This window comes from Methylobacillus flagellatus KT (assembly GCF_000013705.1).
GTDB lineage: Bacteria > Pseudomonadota > Gammaproteobacteria > Burkholderiales > Methylophilaceae > Methylobacillus > Methylobacillus flagellatus.
Genome location: NC_007947.1, coordinates 451,635 through 470,865, shown reverse-complemented (window position 1 = coordinate 470,865; position 19,231 = coordinate 451,635). Strand labels below are relative to the sequence as shown.

General features: G+C 61.0%; 13 protein-coding genes. 2 read left to right on the top strand and 11 right to left on the bottom strand.

The window, feature by feature from the left end; genetic code table 11:
* Positions 1-5 precede the first annotated feature (5 nt).
* The 5 genes from MFLA_RS02340 to MFLA_RS02315 form a co-directional block, all read right to left on the bottom strand.
* Positions 6-689, bottom strand: coding sequence for a hypothetical protein (locus tag MFLA_RS02340; protein ID WP_011478822.1), 684 nt, complete (start codon positions 687-689; stop codon positions 6-8).
* A 4-nt stretch (positions 690-693) separates the two neighbouring features.
* A complete protein-coding gene (locus MFLA_RS02335) occupies positions 694-3,579 on the bottom strand; it encodes a 2Fe-2S iron-sulfur cluster-binding protein (RefSeq protein WP_011478821.1) in 2,886 nt (961 codons plus the stop codon).
* Entirely contained in the window at positions 3,576-3,836 is a 261-nt protein-coding gene (locus MFLA_RS02330) for a sarcosine oxidase subunit delta (RefSeq protein ID WP_011478820.1), read from the bottom strand. Before MFLA_RS02330 ends, MFLA_RS02335 begins: the two co-directional genes overlap by 4 nt.
* A gap of 27 nt (positions 3,837-3,863) precedes the next feature.
* On the bottom strand, positions 3,864-5,105 hold the full coding sequence (locus tag MFLA_RS02325; protein WP_011478819.1) for an FAD-dependent oxidoreductase: 1,242 nt from the start codon (positions 5,103-5,105) through the stop codon (positions 3,864-3,866).
* 463 nt (positions 5,106-5,568) lie between these two features.
* The gene (locus tag MFLA_RS02315; protein WP_011478818.1) at positions 5,569-7,062 is read right to left on the bottom strand and encodes an alkaline phosphatase; all 1,494 of its coding nucleotides are present in this window, start codon (positions 7,060-7,062) and stop codon (positions 5,569-5,571) included.
* Positions 7,063-7,215: 153 nt separating this feature from the next.
* Here MFLA_RS02315 and MFLA_RS02310 point away from each other — a divergent pair, with 153 nt between their 5' ends.
* On the top strand, positions 7,216-8,028 hold the full coding sequence (locus MFLA_RS02310; RefSeq protein WP_229407126.1) for a MarC family NAAT transporter: 813 nt from the start codon (positions 7,216-7,218) through the stop codon (positions 8,026-8,028).
* Between the two features lie 65 nt (positions 8,029-8,093).
* Here the strand turns inward: MFLA_RS02310 and MFLA_RS02305 are convergent, their stop codons facing one another.
* From MFLA_RS02305 to MFLA_RS02280, 6 genes are all read right to left on the bottom strand, one after another.
* A complete protein-coding gene (locus MFLA_RS02305; protein ID WP_011478816.1) occupies positions 8,094-10,544 on the bottom strand; it encodes an autotransporter domain-containing protein in 2,451 nt (816 codons plus the stop codon).
* Between the two features lie 164 nt (positions 10,545-10,708).
* Positions 10,709-12,556, bottom strand: coding sequence for a sensor histidine kinase (locus tag MFLA_RS02300; protein WP_011478815.1), 1,848 nt, complete (start codon positions 12,554-12,556; stop codon positions 10,709-10,711).
* On the bottom strand, positions 12,553-13,287 hold the full coding sequence (locus tag MFLA_RS02295) for a response regulator (RefSeq protein ID WP_011478814.1): 735 nt from the start codon (positions 13,285-13,287) through the stop codon (positions 12,553-12,555). Before MFLA_RS02295 ends, MFLA_RS02300 begins: the two co-directional genes overlap by 4 nt.
* A gap of 145 nt (positions 13,288-13,432) precedes the next feature.
* Positions 13,433-15,121, bottom strand: coding sequence for an APC family permease (locus tag MFLA_RS02290; protein ID WP_011478813.1), 1,689 nt, complete (start codon positions 15,119-15,121; stop codon positions 13,433-13,435).
* A 180-nt stretch (positions 15,122-15,301) separates the two neighbouring features.
* Positions 15,302-15,940 carry a two-component system response regulator NarL gene (narL, locus tag MFLA_RS02285; RefSeq protein WP_011478812.1) on the bottom strand — a complete coding sequence of 213 codons (639 nt, stop codon included), beginning with the start codon at positions 15,938-15,940 and terminating at the stop codon, positions 15,302-15,304.
* A 43-nt stretch (positions 15,941-15,983) separates the two neighbouring features.
* Entirely contained in the window at positions 15,984-17,795 is a 1,812-nt protein-coding gene (locus MFLA_RS02280) for a histidine kinase (protein ID WP_011478811.1), read from the bottom strand.
* A 23-nt stretch (positions 17,796-17,818) separates the two neighbouring features.
* Here MFLA_RS02280 and MFLA_RS02275 point away from each other — a divergent pair, with 23 nt between their 5' ends.
* Entirely contained in the window at positions 17,819-19,216 is a 1,398-nt protein-coding gene (locus MFLA_RS02275) for a PAS domain-containing protein (RefSeq protein WP_011478810.1), read from the top strand.
* Positions 19,217-19,231 lie beyond the last annotated feature (15 nt).

Genomic DNA, 19,231 nt, shown 5'->3' with positions numbered 1-19,231 from the left:
TGAGTTTATGGACAAGACGCGAAATAACGCCCTATCCCGACGGGTCCGCCCTTGTGTTCGTGAGCGATGCCTGCGATCACTTCCCACAAATATGAACCGTACGAACTATCACACCACAGCCTGTAGAGGCTCTCCTCCTCCTTCAGGTCCTGGCGTATCAGGACTACGCTGACCCCGGCAAATTGCGTCATGACGACGTCTTGTGCACCGAGCGAAGCGTGAGTTAAATCAATGGAACAAACTTCTGAAAACAAGGCCTGCACCGCGTGGCCGCTGATCACGAATGACGCTTCCACATGCGGTACCGGGTATACACCCCTAGCCCCTGCGCAGGCTTGTGCCAGCCTGTCGCAGCTTGTGCCACCCGGCACATCCTCGATGAGAAATTCGCTATTGCCCAGGCGCAAGGCCAGGCTACCGTCTGCAGCCTGTGCCCAGCTGTTGGGACGCGTCGGAATCACCACGCCTTGCGCTTCCAGCCATTGGGCGGCATATGTGCCCTTGGCGCCGAACTTGCGCAGGAAGCTCGCATCAGCGATGCCTAAATTCCTTATTCTGTCCCTTTCCAGCTCCTCGTCTAAAAAGTGAGTGACAGCCTTCATCTGGTCGATGAGACCCCAGACGCCATGTTCATGTTGGAGCGCATGGGCGAAAGGAGTAATTAGCTTTTCTGTTTGCATCTTATTCATTGCCTCACTGTTGGCTGACAAGGAAATGGAAAGGCACCACGGTCGCAGCGACCAGTGCGCCGCTGTCGGTACGGATTTCAAAACCGGACCCCACGGCGCTGTGCTGAGGCGCGACATAGGCAAAGCCGATCACGTGGCCCACGGTCCTGGAATACGCGATGCTGGTGACACGCCCCTCGATCTCGCCGTTGCGGATCACCAGGTTGCATTCGAACGGCAGCTCTCCCGCAAAACCGGGCTTGAGCGCAAACGCCACCAGCGCTTTCTTGAGCGGACGCTTGGCAATGATCTGCAGGCTGCGCTTGCCGATGAAATCCGGCTTGTCCATGGCAATCGCATGCTGCGCGCCGATTTCCAGCGGGTTGGTCAGGCCGTCGGTGTCGATGCCGGGCATGGGGTGCCCCATTTCCAGCCGCAGGATGCGCTGCGCATCGGTGCCGAACGGTTTGAGGCCCAGGCTGGAGCCGGCACGCATGACCTGCTCCCAGACAAAGGCGGCCTGGGGAGTGGGCACATGCAGCTCATAAGTGCTATCGGACACGAAGGCCACGCGCAGCAATCGCGTCGGCACCCCGGCAATTTCAGTGTCGCGCGCGCTATGCGGCTGTTGCTCAGCCAGGTTGAAATTCACGAGCCCGGACAATACCTGCCGCGCCAGCGGCCCGGCGACATTGATCGCGGCGTAAGCACCAGTGACATTGACCAGCCCGATGTCAAGCTGCCAGATTTGCTGCCAGCGCTGCATCTCGCGGTAGACCGCAGCGGCATTCGAGGTGCCGGAAGTCAGGTAGAACAACTCATCGCCCAGCCTGTGCGCCAGCCCATCATCCACCACCACGCCCGACTCGTCGAGCAGCATGGTGTAGCGCGACTCACCAATGGCCTGGTCGGCATAACGACCGGTAAAGAAGCGCTCAAGGAACAAGCCGGCCTCAGGCCCGCGTACCTCGATCTTGCCGAAGGAGCTGCTGTCAATGATGCCGGCCTTGCTGCGCACGGCTTCGACTTCAGCCAGGATGGTGTCCTGCACGCTGAGGCCGGGTACCGCATAGTAGGCGGCGCGCTTCCAGGGGCCGACATCAGTGAAGACGGCGCCGAGCGCGGCATTGACATCATGCAGCGGCGTGATGCGGTGTGGGTGGAAGCCGCGACCGCCCAGGTGACCGATCGGCGTCGGATGGAAGAATGGCCGCGACGTCGTAGTGCCAATCTGCTCCACCGGCAAGCCGCGCAGCCGCGCAAGAATGCGGATCGCATTCATATTGGAATGCTTGCCCTGGCTCGGCCCCATGCCGACGGTGGTGAAGCGCTTCATCAATTCGATATTGTCGAAGCCTTCCTTGGCGGCATTGATGAAATCCTTGACCTGGATATCCTCGTCGAAATCGACGAAATTCTTGCCCTTGGGATGCATGACAATGGGATAGGCATGGCTTTGGGCGTGAGCACTGACTGTCACGCTAGCTGGCTCCGGCAGCTCCTTGCCAAGATGGCGCATGGCGGCAATCGCGGCACGCTTGCCATCGGCCAGCTTATCACCCAATGCATAGACACCATTGACACGTCCTGCGGCAAAAATACCTGCGGGCAGCCTGTCGGGCACAAACTGGTGCACGCCATAGTCGTAGCGCATGGCAGTGCCGGCCTGGTACAGCAGGTTGGCGGTAGGCGCCCAGCCTGCGCACATCGCCACGCCGTCGCACTCGATACGCGTCTTGCGGCTGGTATCCGCTTCGGCGCTATCTTCATCATAGGGGGCAACCACCACGGCCTTGACGCTGAACTTATCGGCAGCAGGCTCGACTTCATATACCGCGCAGCCTTGTTGTATCTTGACACCTCGCCTGGCCAGGCCAGCGGACAATACCTTGTCCTGCGCCTCTGCGCGCAGGTCGATCAATGCCGCCACCTTCACACCTGCTTCCAGCAGGTCATGGGCAACACGGTAGCCGTAATCGTTGGCAGTGAACACCACGCCATGCTCGAACGGCTTGACCGCATAGCGGTGCAGCAGGCGCTGCGCGGCCGAGCCGAGCATCACGCCGGGAATATCGTTGTTGCGGAACACGGGCGGCTGCTCGAAAGCGCCGCTTGCCATCACCACGGCCCCGGCGCGTACCTTGACCATGCCGTCCCTGGTCACCACGGGGATCAGGTGGTCGGGGTAATAACCAGCGGCATAGGCGCCGGTCATCACGGTGATGTTCGGCAATGCCCGCACCTCGGACACCAGCTCACCCAACAGCTTGCTGGCCTCCTGGCTGCCGCCCCAGTCGAAGCCAAGGCTGCCGCCAAGCTGTGCATTCTCGTCCACCAGTACCACGCGCAGGCCCTGCCTGCCGGCCTCGATGGCCGCAGCCAGGCCGGACGCGCCCGCCCCCACCACCAGCACATCGCAATGGAGATGGCGCTTGGGCTTGACGATGCGGGGATAGTTGAAATTGACCTTGCCCAGGCCCGCCGCCTTGCGGATGACATTCTCCCAGAACGGGAACATCTTCTTGGGCGTATGGAACGCCTTGTAGTAGAAGCCCACGGGCAACAGCGGGGCGATGCTGTCGATGATGCGGCTCTTGTCCTTGCGCACACCCCCATCGGTATTCACCGCCTCCAGCACCGCGCCATTGCTCACCGGCACCACGTCGCCGCGGATATTGGTGTCCATGCCATCGGTCAGCATTACATTGACGTCATGATTAGCCAGGCTGAGAATGCCGCGCGGACGGTGATACTTGAAGCTGCGTCCCAGCACCTTCTCGCCATTGGCCCAGAGCGCGCTGCTGATGGTATCGCCCTCGAAACCGCTGAACTCCCGCCCTTCGAAGCTGAACCTGACAACAGCGGCACGGTTGATCCATTCACCTGCTTGCTTGGTCAAACGTGCGCTCATTGCTGGCCCTCCTGTCCTTTCAGATATGTACGAATCACTTGATCGGTCAATGTGTTGCGTTCGGCGATGAACCAGGTGCCGCTGGGCGCGTGGTACCACCACTCCTGCTTGAGGCCGGGCGCGCCATGACGGTTGTGCACGTAGTCAGCCCATTCCTTGTCGCTGCAATCCGCGGCAGGCGGGGTGCGCAGCTCGCCGCCATAGACGAACTCACTCAACGGCCTGGTTCCATTCACGGGACAAGTCAACAATTTCATCGTGTATTCCTCAATTGATATCCTGACTCAGTGGCCGACCGAAGCGGCACCCTTTTCACCGGTCAGCTCGTAATCCTCGAAGCGCGACAGACGGAAAGAGTGGATCAGCTCGGGCGCCTGGTCGCGCGCGATGGTCTCGGCCATGGTCTTGCCGCTGATCGGCGTTGCCTTGAAGCCCCATGTGCCCCAGCCCGCGTCGAGGTAGAAGCCCTTGACCGGGGTCTTGCCCATCACAGGCGCGAAATCCGGCGTCATATCGGCCATGCCCGCCCACTGGCGCACCACCTTGATATTGGAAAGAAAGGGGAACATGTCCAGCATGTGCGAAGTCAGGCCCTCGACGAAATCCAGCGTCGAGCGGGTGGAATGCACTTCGTAAGGGTCGAGCGAGGAACCCATCACCAGCTCGCCGCGCGAGGATTGGCTCACGTACACATGCAAGCTGCCGGACACGAGGATGGTATCCAGCCACGGTTTCATCGGCTCGGTGACACAGGCTTGCAGCGGATGGATGACGATAGGCGTTTCCACGCCCACCATCTCGCAGATCCTCGGCGTGAAACCTGCCACTGCGGACAACACCTTGTTGGTGGCGATATACCCCTTGTTGGTGCTCACGCCCACCACCTGGCCGCCCTTGACATCAATGCCGGTCACTTCGGTATTCTGGAAAATCTCCACCCCCAGGCGGTCCGCGCCGCGCGCATAGCCCCAGGCCACTGCGTCATGACGCGCCACGGAACCGGGCGCATGGTAGAGCGCGCCGACGATGGGTGCCTTGCCGCTGCAGCTCAGGTCCAGTTGCGGACAGGCCTTGGCGATGTCATCTGGGCCGACCACATAGCTTTCCACGCCCACATGCTTGTTGACCTCGGCGCGCCAGCGCATGGTACGCATCGCAGATTCGGTATGCGCAAGTGTGAAATGTCCACGGGTGGAATAGAACAGGTTGAGATCCAGCTCCTCGGAGAGGTCTTCGTAGATTTTCACACTGGCGTCGTAGAATTTCACACCCTCGGGCGTCAGGTAGTTCGAACGCACAATGGTCGTGTTACGGCCGGTATTGCCGCCGCCGATATAGCCCTTCTCCAGCACCGCCACGTTGGTGATGCCGTGATGCTTGGCCAGGTAATACGCGGCCGCCAGCCCGTGACCGCCGCCACCGATGATGACCACGTCGTAGGACTTCTTCGGGGTGGTGTGCGCCTGGAAAAAGCGCTTCCCGGGATATTCCTTGCTCAACGCATATTTAAGCAATCTCAATGGCATTTATCGCGGCTCCAATGAATTAGTCATCACACTCGTGTGCCCGGCCCTTCACATGCTGCTGGCCTGGCTGATCACTTGTACTACCTGTCACGGCACCCTTCTATCCAGGAACAGAATGCGGCGTTCTCAAGCGATCACAAGTAAACTTTTTTTCTCTTAAAGAAACTTTATTGCATTTATACCGAAGGCAAAAATCAGCGTCAACCTATTTATGAAACTTTTTTTCATACTAGGAAACACAAAATGAATGTCAATACTCCTTAAGGAGTAGATCAAGGATGTATCGGGATGAAAGCGCCATCATTGCGCCGGCATGGGCGAGCCTGCGCCAAGCCAGACGCATGGCCATCGACGGGAAAACATCACGGGCAGGGAAATGCAAAAACGCCCTGAACATCAGGGCGCCTGAAATGGAAAAGCCACTGCACGTCGTGACCTGCCTCCAGATCACGACATCGCAGGATTATTGACGTGTATTGCGACGGCGGGCAGCGAAGCCTACCAGACCCAGGCCAGCCAGCATCAGGGCATAGGTTTCGGGTTCTGGTACAGGTGCGAGCACGGAGCCGATCACGCCGGAGACGGCAGTATTGTCGATGTAGCGGCCGTCATTGAAGCCGAGGATGTCGCGCAGGCCTGCATCTTCGCCAACCACCTGATCGTAGAACAGGTCAGCGCCAGCACCATGGGCGAAGAACGAGGTGTTCTCATTGGTGTGGTTGCCGGTATGCCAGAGCACGCCTGGCAATTCACCCGCGCCGTTGTTCTGGATGGCCTGGAAAGCGATGGTGTCGGAATCAGGCCCCATGGGCATGCCATTGCCATGGTCGGTGAGGACGATCAGCAATGTCTCTTCCCAGCTGCTGTTCTGGTTGACCCAGTTCACAGCGGCATCGACGGAAAGATTGAAGTCGATCTGCTCCTCGATGATGCCGGCAGTATCTCGTGCATGTGCCGCCCAGTCGACAGCGCCGCCTTCGATCATGACGAAGAAGCCTTCTTCATTCTTGCCCAGGTGGTTCAGGGCACCGAGCGTCATGGTTTCGAGCGTGGGCACGCTATCGATATAAGCCTTGCCGCTAGGAGTGGCATCATCCAGGCCGACTACATTGCCATTGCGCCTGTATTGCAGGGTATCGAACACCTGGGGCAGGCCGATCACGGGACCTTCCACCTGCAGGGAACCGTCTGCCAGGGCTTCGAACTCGCTCTTGCTCTGGATCAGCGTCCATGCGGAGTTCTCGTCATTGACAGTATTCCAGGCCGTTTCGGACATGTACTGGTAATTGGGCGTAGCACGCAGGTTGCCGTTGGCATCATACAAGGGATTGCCTGCGCCCAGGATCAGGTCGAGGGAACCATTGCTGATCATGGACTCGCTGATGGCGCCATAGTTGTTGCGGCTGATATTCTGCGCGCCAAAACCGGCAGGCGTCGCATGCGTGAACGGCACGCTGGTGACAACACCGGTCGCACGGCCCAATGCCTTGGCTTCCTGGGTGATGTATCCCATTGCCTGGCCGAAATTGTCGTAATTGATGGCATTGTTGTAAGTCTTCTCGCCGGTTGCCAGCGCAGTGGCAGCAGCAGCGGAATCTGTGTAGTCTCGCTTCAGGTAGTCATAACCGGCAAAATAATTGCTGCCACTGATGGGCGTGGTATCCCAGGCCTTGGATGGATCGTAGCTGATGCGTTGCACATCATCGTATGTCGGGCGGGAAGAAGTGTTCTTGGGATAGGTCGTCATGCCGAGCTTGACATCGAACTGGTCGTAGGACTGACGGCCCAACTCTCCATACTGATAGTAACTGGCCAGATCCCAGGTACCCCAGCTAGCGCCGTCGCTGACCATGACGATCACATTCTTGGCAATGGAACCCTGGTCAGCAAACGTGACCGGAGCGGCCAAAGCAGCGCCGAACGCTGCCAGCGATAACACGATTGATTTCATTTTCATGAGGATCTCCCAAAGTAATTGATTAGACGTCACGCAATCGCAATGCAATTGCGTTGCAGATACTAAGAAAGACAAATCTCAAAAAATGACGTTCGAATAGTCCGAACGGACTAATTTGGCTGGTGTCTCACCCCATCATATCGACCATGCCAAATGACCGGGCAGCCCGGCACAGCAAGAGTCCGCCATGATGGGCAACATGTCGCCGCATACCGGTTGGTGGATGCCGCGCCGGCCCGCCACCGGCATACGGTATTAGAATGCATCCTGACCGTGATATTCAACAACAAGAAAAGGACCGGCACCATGAGCATACTGGAAGCCCTCAAATACATTTCCATCGTCGTGATCGGCCTCCTGCCCATCATGAACCCCTTGACCACGATCCCGCTCTACATGGCGCTGACGCAACGCATGACGCCGGAAACGCGCAAGCTGCAGGCACGCAAGGCCTGCATCTATGCGTTCTTCATACTCACGACCTTCCTGCTGCTGGGCAATGGCATCATTGCGCTGTTCGGCATCTCGATGGCCGGCATCCGGGTGGCGGGCGGCCTCATCATCCTCATCCTGGCATTGCGCATGATCTTCTCCGGGCTGGATTCATCCTCCAGCGTGGACTCCGAACCCGAGGAAATCAAGAGTGCCAACCTGGATTACTCATTCTCGCCGCTGGCGATGCCCAGCCTGGCCGGGCCAGGCTCGATCGCCGTCGTCATGAGTTTCGGCTCGCAGATTCCGGAAGGCTCCCACCTCATCGGTGACCCCATCGTCATCGCCGGGATCGCCATCACCATCGGCATCGCCTACTTGGCGCTGTCATCGGCCACCCATATCGAGAAAATGCTCGGCGAGCACGGCATGCAGGCAGTGACCAAAATCATGGGGTTCCTGCTCACCTGCGTGGCAGTGCAGTTCCTGGCTTCCGGCATCCGCGATTTCTATATCGAGTTTTCCACCATATAAACCCTCCTCCCGAACACAAACAGGACGCCAACGCGTCCTGTTTGATCAGCCCGTCGAGATCAGCATTACCAGCTCTTGCGCACCCCGATCAACAAGGCCAGGTTGGTTTGCTTGCTGTTGAACTCGCCCTGCACATCCGTAAACAGCGATAGGCCGCCCTGGGTTTTGCCCGCAATGGTTATACCCGTGATCAAGGTGTCTCGCGGCAGGTCCACACCGTAAGTCTTGAAGCTGGCCGCAGGCGCGCCTTGCAACTGGCCGGTCAAGCCCTTGTTGATGTCGCCGAACTCATGCGCCCAGATGGCGCGCGGTTGTATGCTGATACCGTTGAGCTCGATCAAGGCGCGCGTGCCGAGCAGGGTGCGGGTCGACGTGATGCTGCGCGTATCCGCGTCGATATTGAGCGCACCAGCGCCTTTTTCCGTGAAGCCGTCATTGCGGTTATAGGCCAGGGCCAGGCCGGCCACGGGTTGCAGCGTCCACTTGGCAAGCGGCAGGTCATAGCTGACTTCGCCATAGGCCGCCACAGTCCTGCTGTCAAAATCGGCTGTCGCTTTGCGTTGCAGGGCGCCGACGGTGATGCGCCTGTCCATGTCATTGGTGTTGTGCGCGAACATCAGGTTGCCGTTGAACGTCCAGGGGCCGTTGGCATAGCTCGCATACACCGCCGCTGCGTTGCCGCGCGATTTGCCGTTCATGCCCGTACCAGCATCAATGTCGGCACGGCTGTGGCTGAAGGCTGCGCCCAGTACCAGGTTGTCGGTGACGCGGCGATCAACACCCGCATTGATACCCACGCCCTTGATCAGGCTGCCCGCAGCATTGCGGTCGCCCGAGGTGTCTTGATTGGTGCCAAAGCTGCGCAGCCAGAACCCATGCCTGCCGTTATCCATCGGAATCCCGCCAGCAAGGCTGAATTGATTGGCGGATGGGGCATCCGACAGGGTGGGCTGTGAGAGTGCCGGCATCAGGGCATCGAAGCTGTCATTGGCCGAGAGCTGGATGCCATGAAGCGATTGTGCAGTGGCGGACATGCCAACGGCTTGCAGGCGCCCCATCAACTGGTTGCTGAAATTGCTGCTGAAGCCCAGCCCGGCACGTTGCAGTGAGACAAGCCCGACACCACTCATGCTGTCATAGGCAGACCGGGCCTGTTGAGCCGAGAGGTTATTGACGGCGGTGAGGATGCCTTGCATATCCGCACTCGCGGCGCCTGAGCTGGCGCTTTCCAGGGCAGCAGCCACGCCCCGCTGGCTGCCGGTATATGCAACATCGGTATAAGCAATATCGTTACGGGACATGACCAGGTTGACCTTGTTGGGGTCGCTATAGTCCAGCGTGCCATCGAGGAAAGCCAGCGAAGAGGAAACGCCGCCAAAGGTGCCTGTCACGGCATGGTCGGAAGACAGGATGGTGTAGGTGGTGTTGGCTGCGTAGTGGCCGTTTTCGGCCAGCGCCACCACGTTGCCGCCCAAGCTGGCAATTCCCTTGACGATGACCTGGTCATGATTGCCCGCTGCGTCAACCTCGACCTGGTAGGTCGCGCCACTGCTGAAGGTCAGGTCGCCGTCTACCGTCAGGGTGCCAATCGAGTTGCCGGGCGCCAGCGTGCCGCCGCTGTCGACCACCACAGCCCCCACCGTGCCAGTGCCGCCCAGGGTGCCGCCCTGCTTGACCTGGATACTGGACGCAGTGAGCGAGCCGTTGACAGCCAATGTGCCGCTGTCGATGACGGTGGCGCCGGTATAGGTGCCAACGCCGTTGAGGGTCAGGGTGCCCGCGCCCAGCTTGGTCAACCCGCCGCTACCCGTCAGCATGGAGATATCGAGTCCCACGGCATGCGCAGTCGTATCGAAGAATACGCCCTGGCTGCCCAGGGTGATGGCGCCGCTGCCAAAGCCGGACAGATAATTCGCCTGGTCGCCCGTGGCACGCAGGATGCCGCCATCGAGAGTGACGCTGGCGCTACCTAAACCGCGGACAAGCTGCCCGGTCTCCAGGATGCCGCGGCTGCCACTGGCGCCGCTCAGGGTCAGGGTAGCGCTGCTTGATGCATCATAAGCAAGCCTGGTGACAGCGGCGGAAACCCTGCCGCCCGCCTCGATGTTCAGTGTGCCTCTGCCTCCAGAGGCAACATAAAGCGAGTGGGTATTTGTCCAGGTCGAGCCTGACCCCGTCACTGTGACATTACCTGTGCTGCCAGGAAAGGCTCCAATGAAGCCACCGCTATTGGATACCGCGCCGCCCGCCTCGATGTTCAACGTGCCTGTGCCTGCATTGCCAACCCTAAGCCATCCCGGGATCTGCCATGGCGATGATGGCTGACCTGCGCGCACCGTTATGATGTCATTATTGTCAATGATTTCATTCGCCAGCGCCGGGCATGCGGCGAGGATGAGGGAGAGCGCCAGTGGGCTGAGCACACTGGCAGCCCTGCCTGGATGGCGGGCGGTTTCCGGGACTGCCTGCCAGGCGCCGGAACGGGCATTGAAAATGGATTGAAAACTGCGGTTCATCAGGGGCACCTCCGAGTGCGTGCGCTATTGCTGGGTCAGGTAGCATTAAACTGGGCGCAGCAGGTTTTGAACATCACTGAAAACTGGTATTTCAGCCGGTATGCTGCAATTTGCAATTAATTTGCTTATTTTCCCTGCCCGGTCACCCGCTTGCCCGGTATGGGTCAGCGCTGGAATGTCGCCGCCAGTACGGTGCAGCCGGGTTCCGACTGCACTTTCAGGGAGCCGCCGACCGCGGCGATGCGTGCATGCATGCTGCGCATGCCGATGCTGATGCCAGCCCGGCGCACGGCGGTGACGTCGAAGCCGATGCCGTTGTCCTCGATGCGCAGCATGAGCTCGCCCGGCCCGGGATACCACATGTGCACCTGCACCCGCGTGGCCCGGCTGTGCTTGAGGACATTGACGAGGGCCTCCTCGACCAGGCGCGTGAGGGCCAGGCACTGCAGCGCGCTTGGCGTTGCCTGCCATTGCGCGGGTACTGTCCAGGTCGCCACGATCCCGTGATCGTCGAAGAGCTGCATGAAGCGGTGACGCAGCGGCGCAATCCACTCGCTAGGAGTGCCCGGCACCTTGATGCCGCTGCTGGAGCCGTGGTCTATGGTTTGGCGCAGGTCGTCGCGCAGCAGCTTGAGCATGGAAAGGAACTGCTGGTTCTTCAGGGGGGCGGGGGCTTGCTCCACCACGGCCATCATGCGCACCAGCGAGCCGCCCAGGCCATCGTGCAGGTCGTGGGAGATCTTCAGCCTTTCCTGCAGGCGGGTATTGTCGAGCACGAGCTCGTGCTCGCGCTTGAGCCTGAGAGCCAGCTCGGCACGTGCTTGGTCTATGCCCTGCTCCAGTGCTTCATTGAAACGCTCGATGCGGCGCATGTTGCGCGCATGCCGCAGCCCGAGCACGCCGGACATGCAGAGCATGGCGGCAATGCTGCTGAAGGGCGTCAATGCCCGGCCTTCCTGTATGACCTGGAACACCAGCAGGCAGTCGTATAGCGCCACGCTGCAGAACAGCAGCAAGGCAACGGCCAGGATGAGGTTTTCAGGATTGCGCGAACGCATGGCGTGCACAGCGAATTGCAGGCAGTTGATGCAGAAGACCGCGGTGGGGATCAGGTAGCCGGCGGTCAATGCATGTTTCAGCATCGCGGCCGGCGTACAGGCAATGGCGATGATCAGGAGGGCAGAAGCTGCCCATAGCGCCTGTTCGGCTCGCGGCAGGCGCTGCCGGCCGAAGCGCCAGGTGAACATGCAGAAGCACGCCACGTACAGCGTCAATGCCATGGCGTTGGCCTTGGCCGCCGTGACGCTATGGGCAAACGGCCAGGGCGTGGTAGCCAGGGTGTTGGCGGCAAATAGTACCCAACACAGGGCCATGAGGGCATACCATCCGTATTCGCTTTGCCTGCGGTTGCCGAGCCAGGCGCAGAAGATGATGACGCCCAGCACCGCGGAAATCGCCAGGTTGGCGACAAACAGCGTGCGGTTGCGCCACCAGAGCTGGTCAAACTGTTGCTGCAGTTGGCCAGCCTCGCCGAGGTGGATGCGCCCCAGGCCCGGCATCTGCCCCGCCACGCCCACGACGCGGAACAGCAGGGTGTTGTCATCTTCATGCAGCATGGCCGGCGGCAGCAGCCAATAGCGCGGCATGTTCCAGCTGCGCGAGAGCGGCTCGCGCAGGCTGGCGTCACGCCACAACAGCTTGCCGTTGAGGTGGACTTCGCCGGCCATGACGATGGATTCGGCCAGCAGCGCCAGCGCCTTGCCCGATGCCGCCGGACAGGCCGGCTGCCAATGGATGCGGTACCACACCGTGCCGCCCTGGCCGGGCCAGCGCGCCTCCCAGTTGTCTGGCAGGGTGACGGGCACCCATGCCGCTTCCGCAGGCAGGGCGCCGGCAAGCGCAGCCTCGATCCGCGTCACGTGCGCGGCACAGGACGCTTCGCCTGCCCCGGCTGCCGTGACGGTTGCCATGGCCAGCACGATGCCCCACAGCAGGTGGACTAGCCTGATCAATCCAGGAGGCCGCGCGAACGGGCCTCGTGCACAGCCTTGGTACGGGAGGAGACTGCGAGTTTGCGATAGATGTGCTTGATATGACATTCGACTGTATAGCGCGACAAATGAAGTTGTTCGGCAATTTCCCGGTTGGCCATGCCCTGCGCCACCAGCCCGAGAATCTCGCCCTCACGCGGGCTCAGCGTCTCGCATTGCTGGGTCTGCGCCTGCTGGCTGGAGCCCAGGTGGAACTCGTCGATAATGCGGCGCGCGATGAAGGGGTCGATGGGAGCACCGCCGCGCAGCACGCTTCGGATGGAGAGCACGACTTCCATGTCGTCCCGCTCCTTGAGAACGTATCCCGTGGCCCCGGCGCGCAATGCCGCGAGGATGGCATCCTCAGTGCTCCAGGCCGAGATGACGAGTATGGGCAGCGCGGCATCAGCAGCATGCATTTCGGCGATCAGGTCGATGCCGCTGCCATCGGGCAGCCCGATATCCACCAGCGCAAGGGCGAAAGGCTGGTTTGCCAGGTGGGCGCGCGCCTGCTTGAGCGAGGCCGCAAATGCAATGGCATCGCGCTGATAGCCAAGCTGCCGCAACATGCTGTCGAGACGGCGCTGTATCAGGGGCTCGTCTTCGACCAGCAGTACGGGCGCGAGCAGGCTGGATTCAGGAGGAAAGGTGTCAGCGGCCATGTAGTACAGGAAACGGGTGGATGCAAGCGCTACTCTAGACCAATAACCCACGCTTGGATATCACTGGAAATGGGTATTCTCTGCGCGAAGCCCGCCAGGAAAACAGCAGAAAAAACACATCGTGCCTAAGGGATGCGGCAGGCAATGAAAAGCCCCACCCGGGGGTGGGGCTTGCTTCACGGCACCACAGTCGCGCCTATAGCTGCTGCATATAGACCACGATCAGCACTGCCACGGCGATGGCGACGAAGGGCAGGATGCCCGCGCGCTTTTTCACGCCGCTTTCATCGCCCATGTGCATGTCCTCGACCATGGCCTTGGGGAATACGCCCTTGTCCTGCACGTAGTGGCGATAGAGGAAGACCGGCAGGATCAGCGCCGCGCAGACCACGCCCGACCACAGGGTGCCCTCGCCCCAGATATTCGCACCCAGGCCCATGAGCGCCACGTTGACGAAGCTGAGGATGGTGCCGAGCACGATGAGGATGAGCGGCGCCTTGTAGGGACGCTCCCAGTTGGGCCTGTCCAGCCGGTGTATCCAGCCTGCGTTGAGGTTGAGGAAGTTGAACATGACGTAGCACACATTGGACACTGCCAGCACGAACACGTAGTCAGACATCAGCAACAGGACGAGGTTGAAGCAGAGGTCGGTCCACATGGCCCGGGTGGGCGAGCCGTGCTCGTTGGCATGCGAGAGGTACTTGGGCAGCCAGCCGTCCACCGCGCCCTGGTAGAGGGTGCGGGAGGAACCTGCCATGGAGGTCATGATGGAGAGCAGCAAGGCCAGCACCAGCATGATGATGATGATGATGTTGCCCAGCTGCTGGCTGCCGCCCACCATGGCGGCCAGGGCCGTAGCCACGCCCATGCCGCTGTAGATATCGGGGGCCAGCATGCCGTCGTACACGGCCGGGCTGACTTCGTTGCCTGCCGCATCCAGCACGGCTGGCGTCACCAGCTGGCCCAGGCCCAGGTCGGCCTGGAATGCAAGCGGCACCAGGGTGAATACCGCCAGGCACAGCAGGCCGGAGTAGAAAATGGCCTTGAAGGTATCTTTCTTGGGATTGCGGAATTCGCGGGTGTAGCAGACGGACGTCTCGAAGGCGTAGGTGGACCAGGCAGCGATGAACATGCCGCCTGCCATGAGCTTCCAGCCTTCGATATTCCATTCGCCGTTGATGACATTGCCGGCTTCATCGAAGGCCAGCGGCGCGATCGGCAGGAAGTTGGCCGCGGAAATGTCGCCGGTGAGGATGGGCACGATACCGATCAGCATGAGTGGAATCAGGGCAGCCAGGCCCAGCACCATGGTCACGCGCGCCGAGCGCAGGATGCCGCCATGCTGGATGCCGAAGACGGCCAGCAAGACCGCGGCGCCGAGGATGAACGTGGCATCGATGCGCAGGCTGAGATCGGACTTGAGGAAGCTCAGGTCCAGCAGGGTGATCTGCCAGGTGTTGATGACGGCATCGGCGGGGAACATGGCCAGCAGGATGTAGCCCGCAGCCAGGCCGGAACCGATGGCCAGCACCGGCGTCCAGGCCAGCCAGTTGCACCAGACCGAGATCGGCGCGATGAACTTGCTGTAGCGCACCCAGGCGATCGCGCCATAGACGGAAGCGCCGCCGGACTTGTGGGGGAACATGCCGGCGATCTCGGCATAGGTGAAGGCCTGGATGAAGCCGAAGGTGATCGACAGCATCCAGGCCAGCCAGGCGGGCTTGCCCACGGTGGCCGCAATGGCGCCGATCGAGAACAGCACCAGCGCCGGCACGCCGCTGGCAACCCAGAACGCGCCCTGCCAGCCTATCTTGCGGTGCAGGCTGCCGGATTTCGGCGGATCACTGATGGCCGCCGTGACATCGAGGGATGAGGTAGCACTCAATTTGCAGTCTCCTGAAGATGAATATCAAGATGCGGAAATGCATCTTTTCCAGGATTGCATTGGATAACGGATGGGCCTGCGCCCACAATTCCTCCTACGGATTACTCCTTAGGGGGTAGCCGCCCATCGCTACCCGGCAAGGAGGCCGCCACAGCGCACCGGATTGGGTGGCGCATGGCATTACTTCTGCCGGTGTGCCCAGACTGCGGCCTCGAGGCGGCTGGTGAGGCGCAGTTTGCTCAGCAGGTGCTTCACATGCACTTTCACCGTAGTATCGGAAATGCCCAGCTTGCGTGCAATCGCCTTGTTGCTCAGGCCGTCGGCCAGGAATTGCAGGATTTCCTGCTCGCGGTCGGTCAGGGACACCTGGTCTGGCGTGGCAGGGCCAGGTTTGCTGCCCTGCTCCTGCAGCGCCTGCCTGAGCACCTCGGTCAGCCGGTCCTGGATCACGGTGACGCCTTCCGCAATTTTCTTCAGGCTGTCGCATAGCTGCTCGGGCTCCATGTCCTTGAGCAGGTAACCGTCTGCCCCGGCCCGCAGGGCTTCCAGCAGGTCGTCCTCGGCATCGGACACCGTCAGCACGACAAAGCGCGCCCGGAGGCTGCCGGCCTTGAAGCGGCGCAATGTCTCCAGGCCATCCACGCCTTTCATGTTGAGGTCGATCAACACGATGTCCGGTGCCAATCCCGGCGCGCGCTCCAGCCCTTCCAGGCCGGAGGAGGCTTCGCCGACCACCTCGAACAGGGGATCGGCGGCGATCATCTGCCCCACTCCCTTGCGGAACAAGGCGTGATCGTCAATCAGGAATACCTTCAGCATAGTGTTCACTTACTTTCGTTTGATGATTTGTAATACGGCATTGTCATTGGTTGAGCTTGGGGGTGAAGATCAGCCTGACGCGCGTGCCGCCCTGCCGCCTGGCGCTGATGGTGATGTCCCCGCCCAGGCTGTACGCCCGGTCGCGCATGATGCTCTGACCATAGTGCCCGGGCTCGTCCGTGGCCGTGGCGGGAATGCCCACGCCGTCGTCGTCTATGGTAACCACGACCGTGCTGCCCGGCGTGTAGGCCAGGGCCACCACGACGTTCTTCGCCCCCGCGTGGCGGATGATGTTGGAGAGCGCCTCCCGTATCACATGCAGGATGTGGAACTCTTCGTTGACGGTCAAGCGGCAATTGACCAGGCGGTTATCCAGCGTGATGGAGACGGAGGAGCGGTGGGAAAATTCGTCGATGGCCGCCTGAATGGCGAACCCCAGGCCGCGCACATCCATGTGCATGCGGAAAGTGGACAGCAGCTCGCGCAATTCGCGGTAGGCGGTATCCAGGCCCTCGCGCAGCTCGGTCGTGATTTCATTGGTGTCGTGTTGGCCGCCGCTGCCCTGCGTCTGCAGGCGTGCGATCTGGATCTTCATGTAGGCCAGCGACTGCGCCAGGGAATCGTGCAACTCGCGCGCAATCGCGGCACGCTCCTCGAACAGGGCCAGCCGCCGCGCCTGTTCTTCCCGGCTTTGCGCCCCGAGCACCAATGAAAGCAGCTGCGCCGTGATTTCCGCCAGCGTGATATCGGATTCATGGAACTCCTGCCCCGGCTTGGCTTCCAGCAGCAGCGTGCCGGAGTTGTCCCCGGGACAGGCAAAGGTAGCGGCAATGCATTCCGCGCCATCGGCCACCAGGAACTTGGCCGAGCGCTTGACGGCAAGGTCGCGCGATACCCCTTCCGGCAGGGCTCCAGGGGCATGCTGCGAAAACAGCAGGCGTTCTCCCCCGGCCTCCCCGCCGTCCAGCATGAAATGCAATGCGACATTGCGCAGATCCAGGCTGCTCTCCATGGCATAGATCATGGTCTTGAGCGAGGATTCGTTGACGACGCTGTCATTGAATGCGACCACCAGGTCGTGCAGGAAGGTATGCGCGCGCAGCATCCGGCGCAACAGGTCGCTGCGCGTGCGGTTGAACCATTCGGTTTCCGCCTTGAATCCCTGCATCTGGGCAGAGAATTCCTGCACCAGGCTTTCGAGCTGCGACAATTCGTCGAGATCGCGCCTGTCCTGCTGCGACAATGCCTGGTTCGGCAGCAGCGCCACCAGCCCGGCAATCCTGTCGATCAGCACCTGCCGGATCAGCAGCGCCATCGCACCAAGACAGCACAACAGCAGCAGCAAGCCCATCAGTTGCAGCATGACCAGCACCGCCTGTTTCTCTTCCGCATCCCGGCGCAGGCCATCCAGCAGGGCATCGTGGCTGTCCAGCATCCGCTGCGGTTGCCACTCATCCCTGGCTGCATTCCCAAGGTGATAGGTACGCTCCTGTTCCCTGACATCTTCCACCAGCTTCGCCAGCTTGCCGGACAGGTGCCCGGCATACCAGCCATGGGGGTTTTCTCCCCCGGTCAGGGTATGGACGTTCCATGGCGCAGGCTGGCGATCCTGCGACGGGTTGTCGAGGAACCGCGCCCATTCGAGTTTGCGCTGGGCAACCTGCTGCATTGCAGACTGGCTGGCAGGTATGTAATCTAGAAGAAAGAGCGAACCCGCCTGCATCATCACGGCCAGTATCGCCGTGCAGGCGAGCAGCGTGATGAAGCGCAGGTAAAGCGCATGACGCAGCATGCGTTGCCGCAATGTGCCAATGACGCGGCCCAGGCTGGCCCTGAATCTGTCGAGTCGCAACATTACCCTAGCCTTGAGTGATTGCCATGAGCTTATACCTTTTCAGCACCTTGATCCTCAGTATCGTCTTTCTGTTCGTGTTCAACAGCTGGTGGTCTGCGGGCGCCCCGTTCACCACGCACCTCACCGGGCTGCTGATCGCCGGCAGCGTACTGATCTCGGTGCTGCTCATGGCCGCCCTGGCACCAGTGCTGGCGCGACAGGGGTCGAGCCGCACGCTGGCGCGCATGCAGAGCCCCAACTGGGAGCGCGAGGTTTCATCCCGGCTTTCGTCGCCGGCTGCGGTGATTGAAGGCCATACCGTCGTCTTTGCCAACCAGGCCTTCCTCAACGAGCTGGGCATGACCGGCATGTCGGACCAGATTGTCGGCATGCCGCTCACCAATGTCGTCTACCCTGGCGACCACAAGCTGCTGGCTTCCCGGCTGGCCAATATCGACACCTCGAGCGGCGCGGATACCCCCTTGCGCCTGCTCTGCCTGGACGGCACGGTGCTGCCGAGCAAGCTCTCGCTTTCGCCCATGGGGCAAGGCACGACGCATCAGCGCCTGCTGCTGCAATTTTCCCTGATTTCCAGCGGCCCGGCCACCGGCGTCCGCTTCAACGAGCAATTCAACTACCACTTGCTCATCAACCGCCTGGAAGAGGTCGTGTTCGAGCTGCAGCGCGGCAACAAGCTGAGCTTTCTCAACCCAAGCTGGGAAACCCTGCTGGAATACCCGCTCGAGGAATCACTGGGCAAATCGTTCATCGATTTCATCCACCCCGAGGACAAGCCATTGGCCATTGCCCGGCTCGACTCGATCGCGCGCGGCAAACGCATGCGCTGCAATGAGCAGATTCGCCTGATCAGGCGCAACGGCGAACCCTGCTGGGTGGAAATCCGCGCCCGCAGCTCGGCAATGGCGGAAAACGAAGGGGCCAACGTGGTCGGCACCCTCACCGACATCACCGAGGCCCGCCAAGTGGAAGCCAGCCTCAGGAGCAACCGTCACTCGCTGAGCAGCCTCATCAACAATGTGCCCTGCATGATATACCGGCGCAAGGCGGACCACGGCCTCAATTTCGAGTTCGTCAGTGACGGCAGCCTCAACCTCACGGGCTACGGCGCACATGAGCTGATCGCCAGCCCGGCCTTGAGCTTCAGGAAGCTGCTGCATCCCGATGACAGGCCGGTCTGGGAGGCCGCGCGCGAACAGGTGCTGCAGGAGCAATCCTTGCGGGCGGTATACCGGCTATATTCGCGTAACGGCACCTACCAGTGGGTATGGGAGCACGGCAATGGCATCTATGCCAGCACCGGGGAATTGCTCGCTGTGGAGGGCTTCATCGCAGCCCTTGGGCAGGAGGATGCGGAAGCCGCTCCCGACTTCATGCAACTGCAGCGCAAGCTTGGCGGCCGGCAAAGCACGGCAAGCGCCTAGGCACACAGCTCAAGG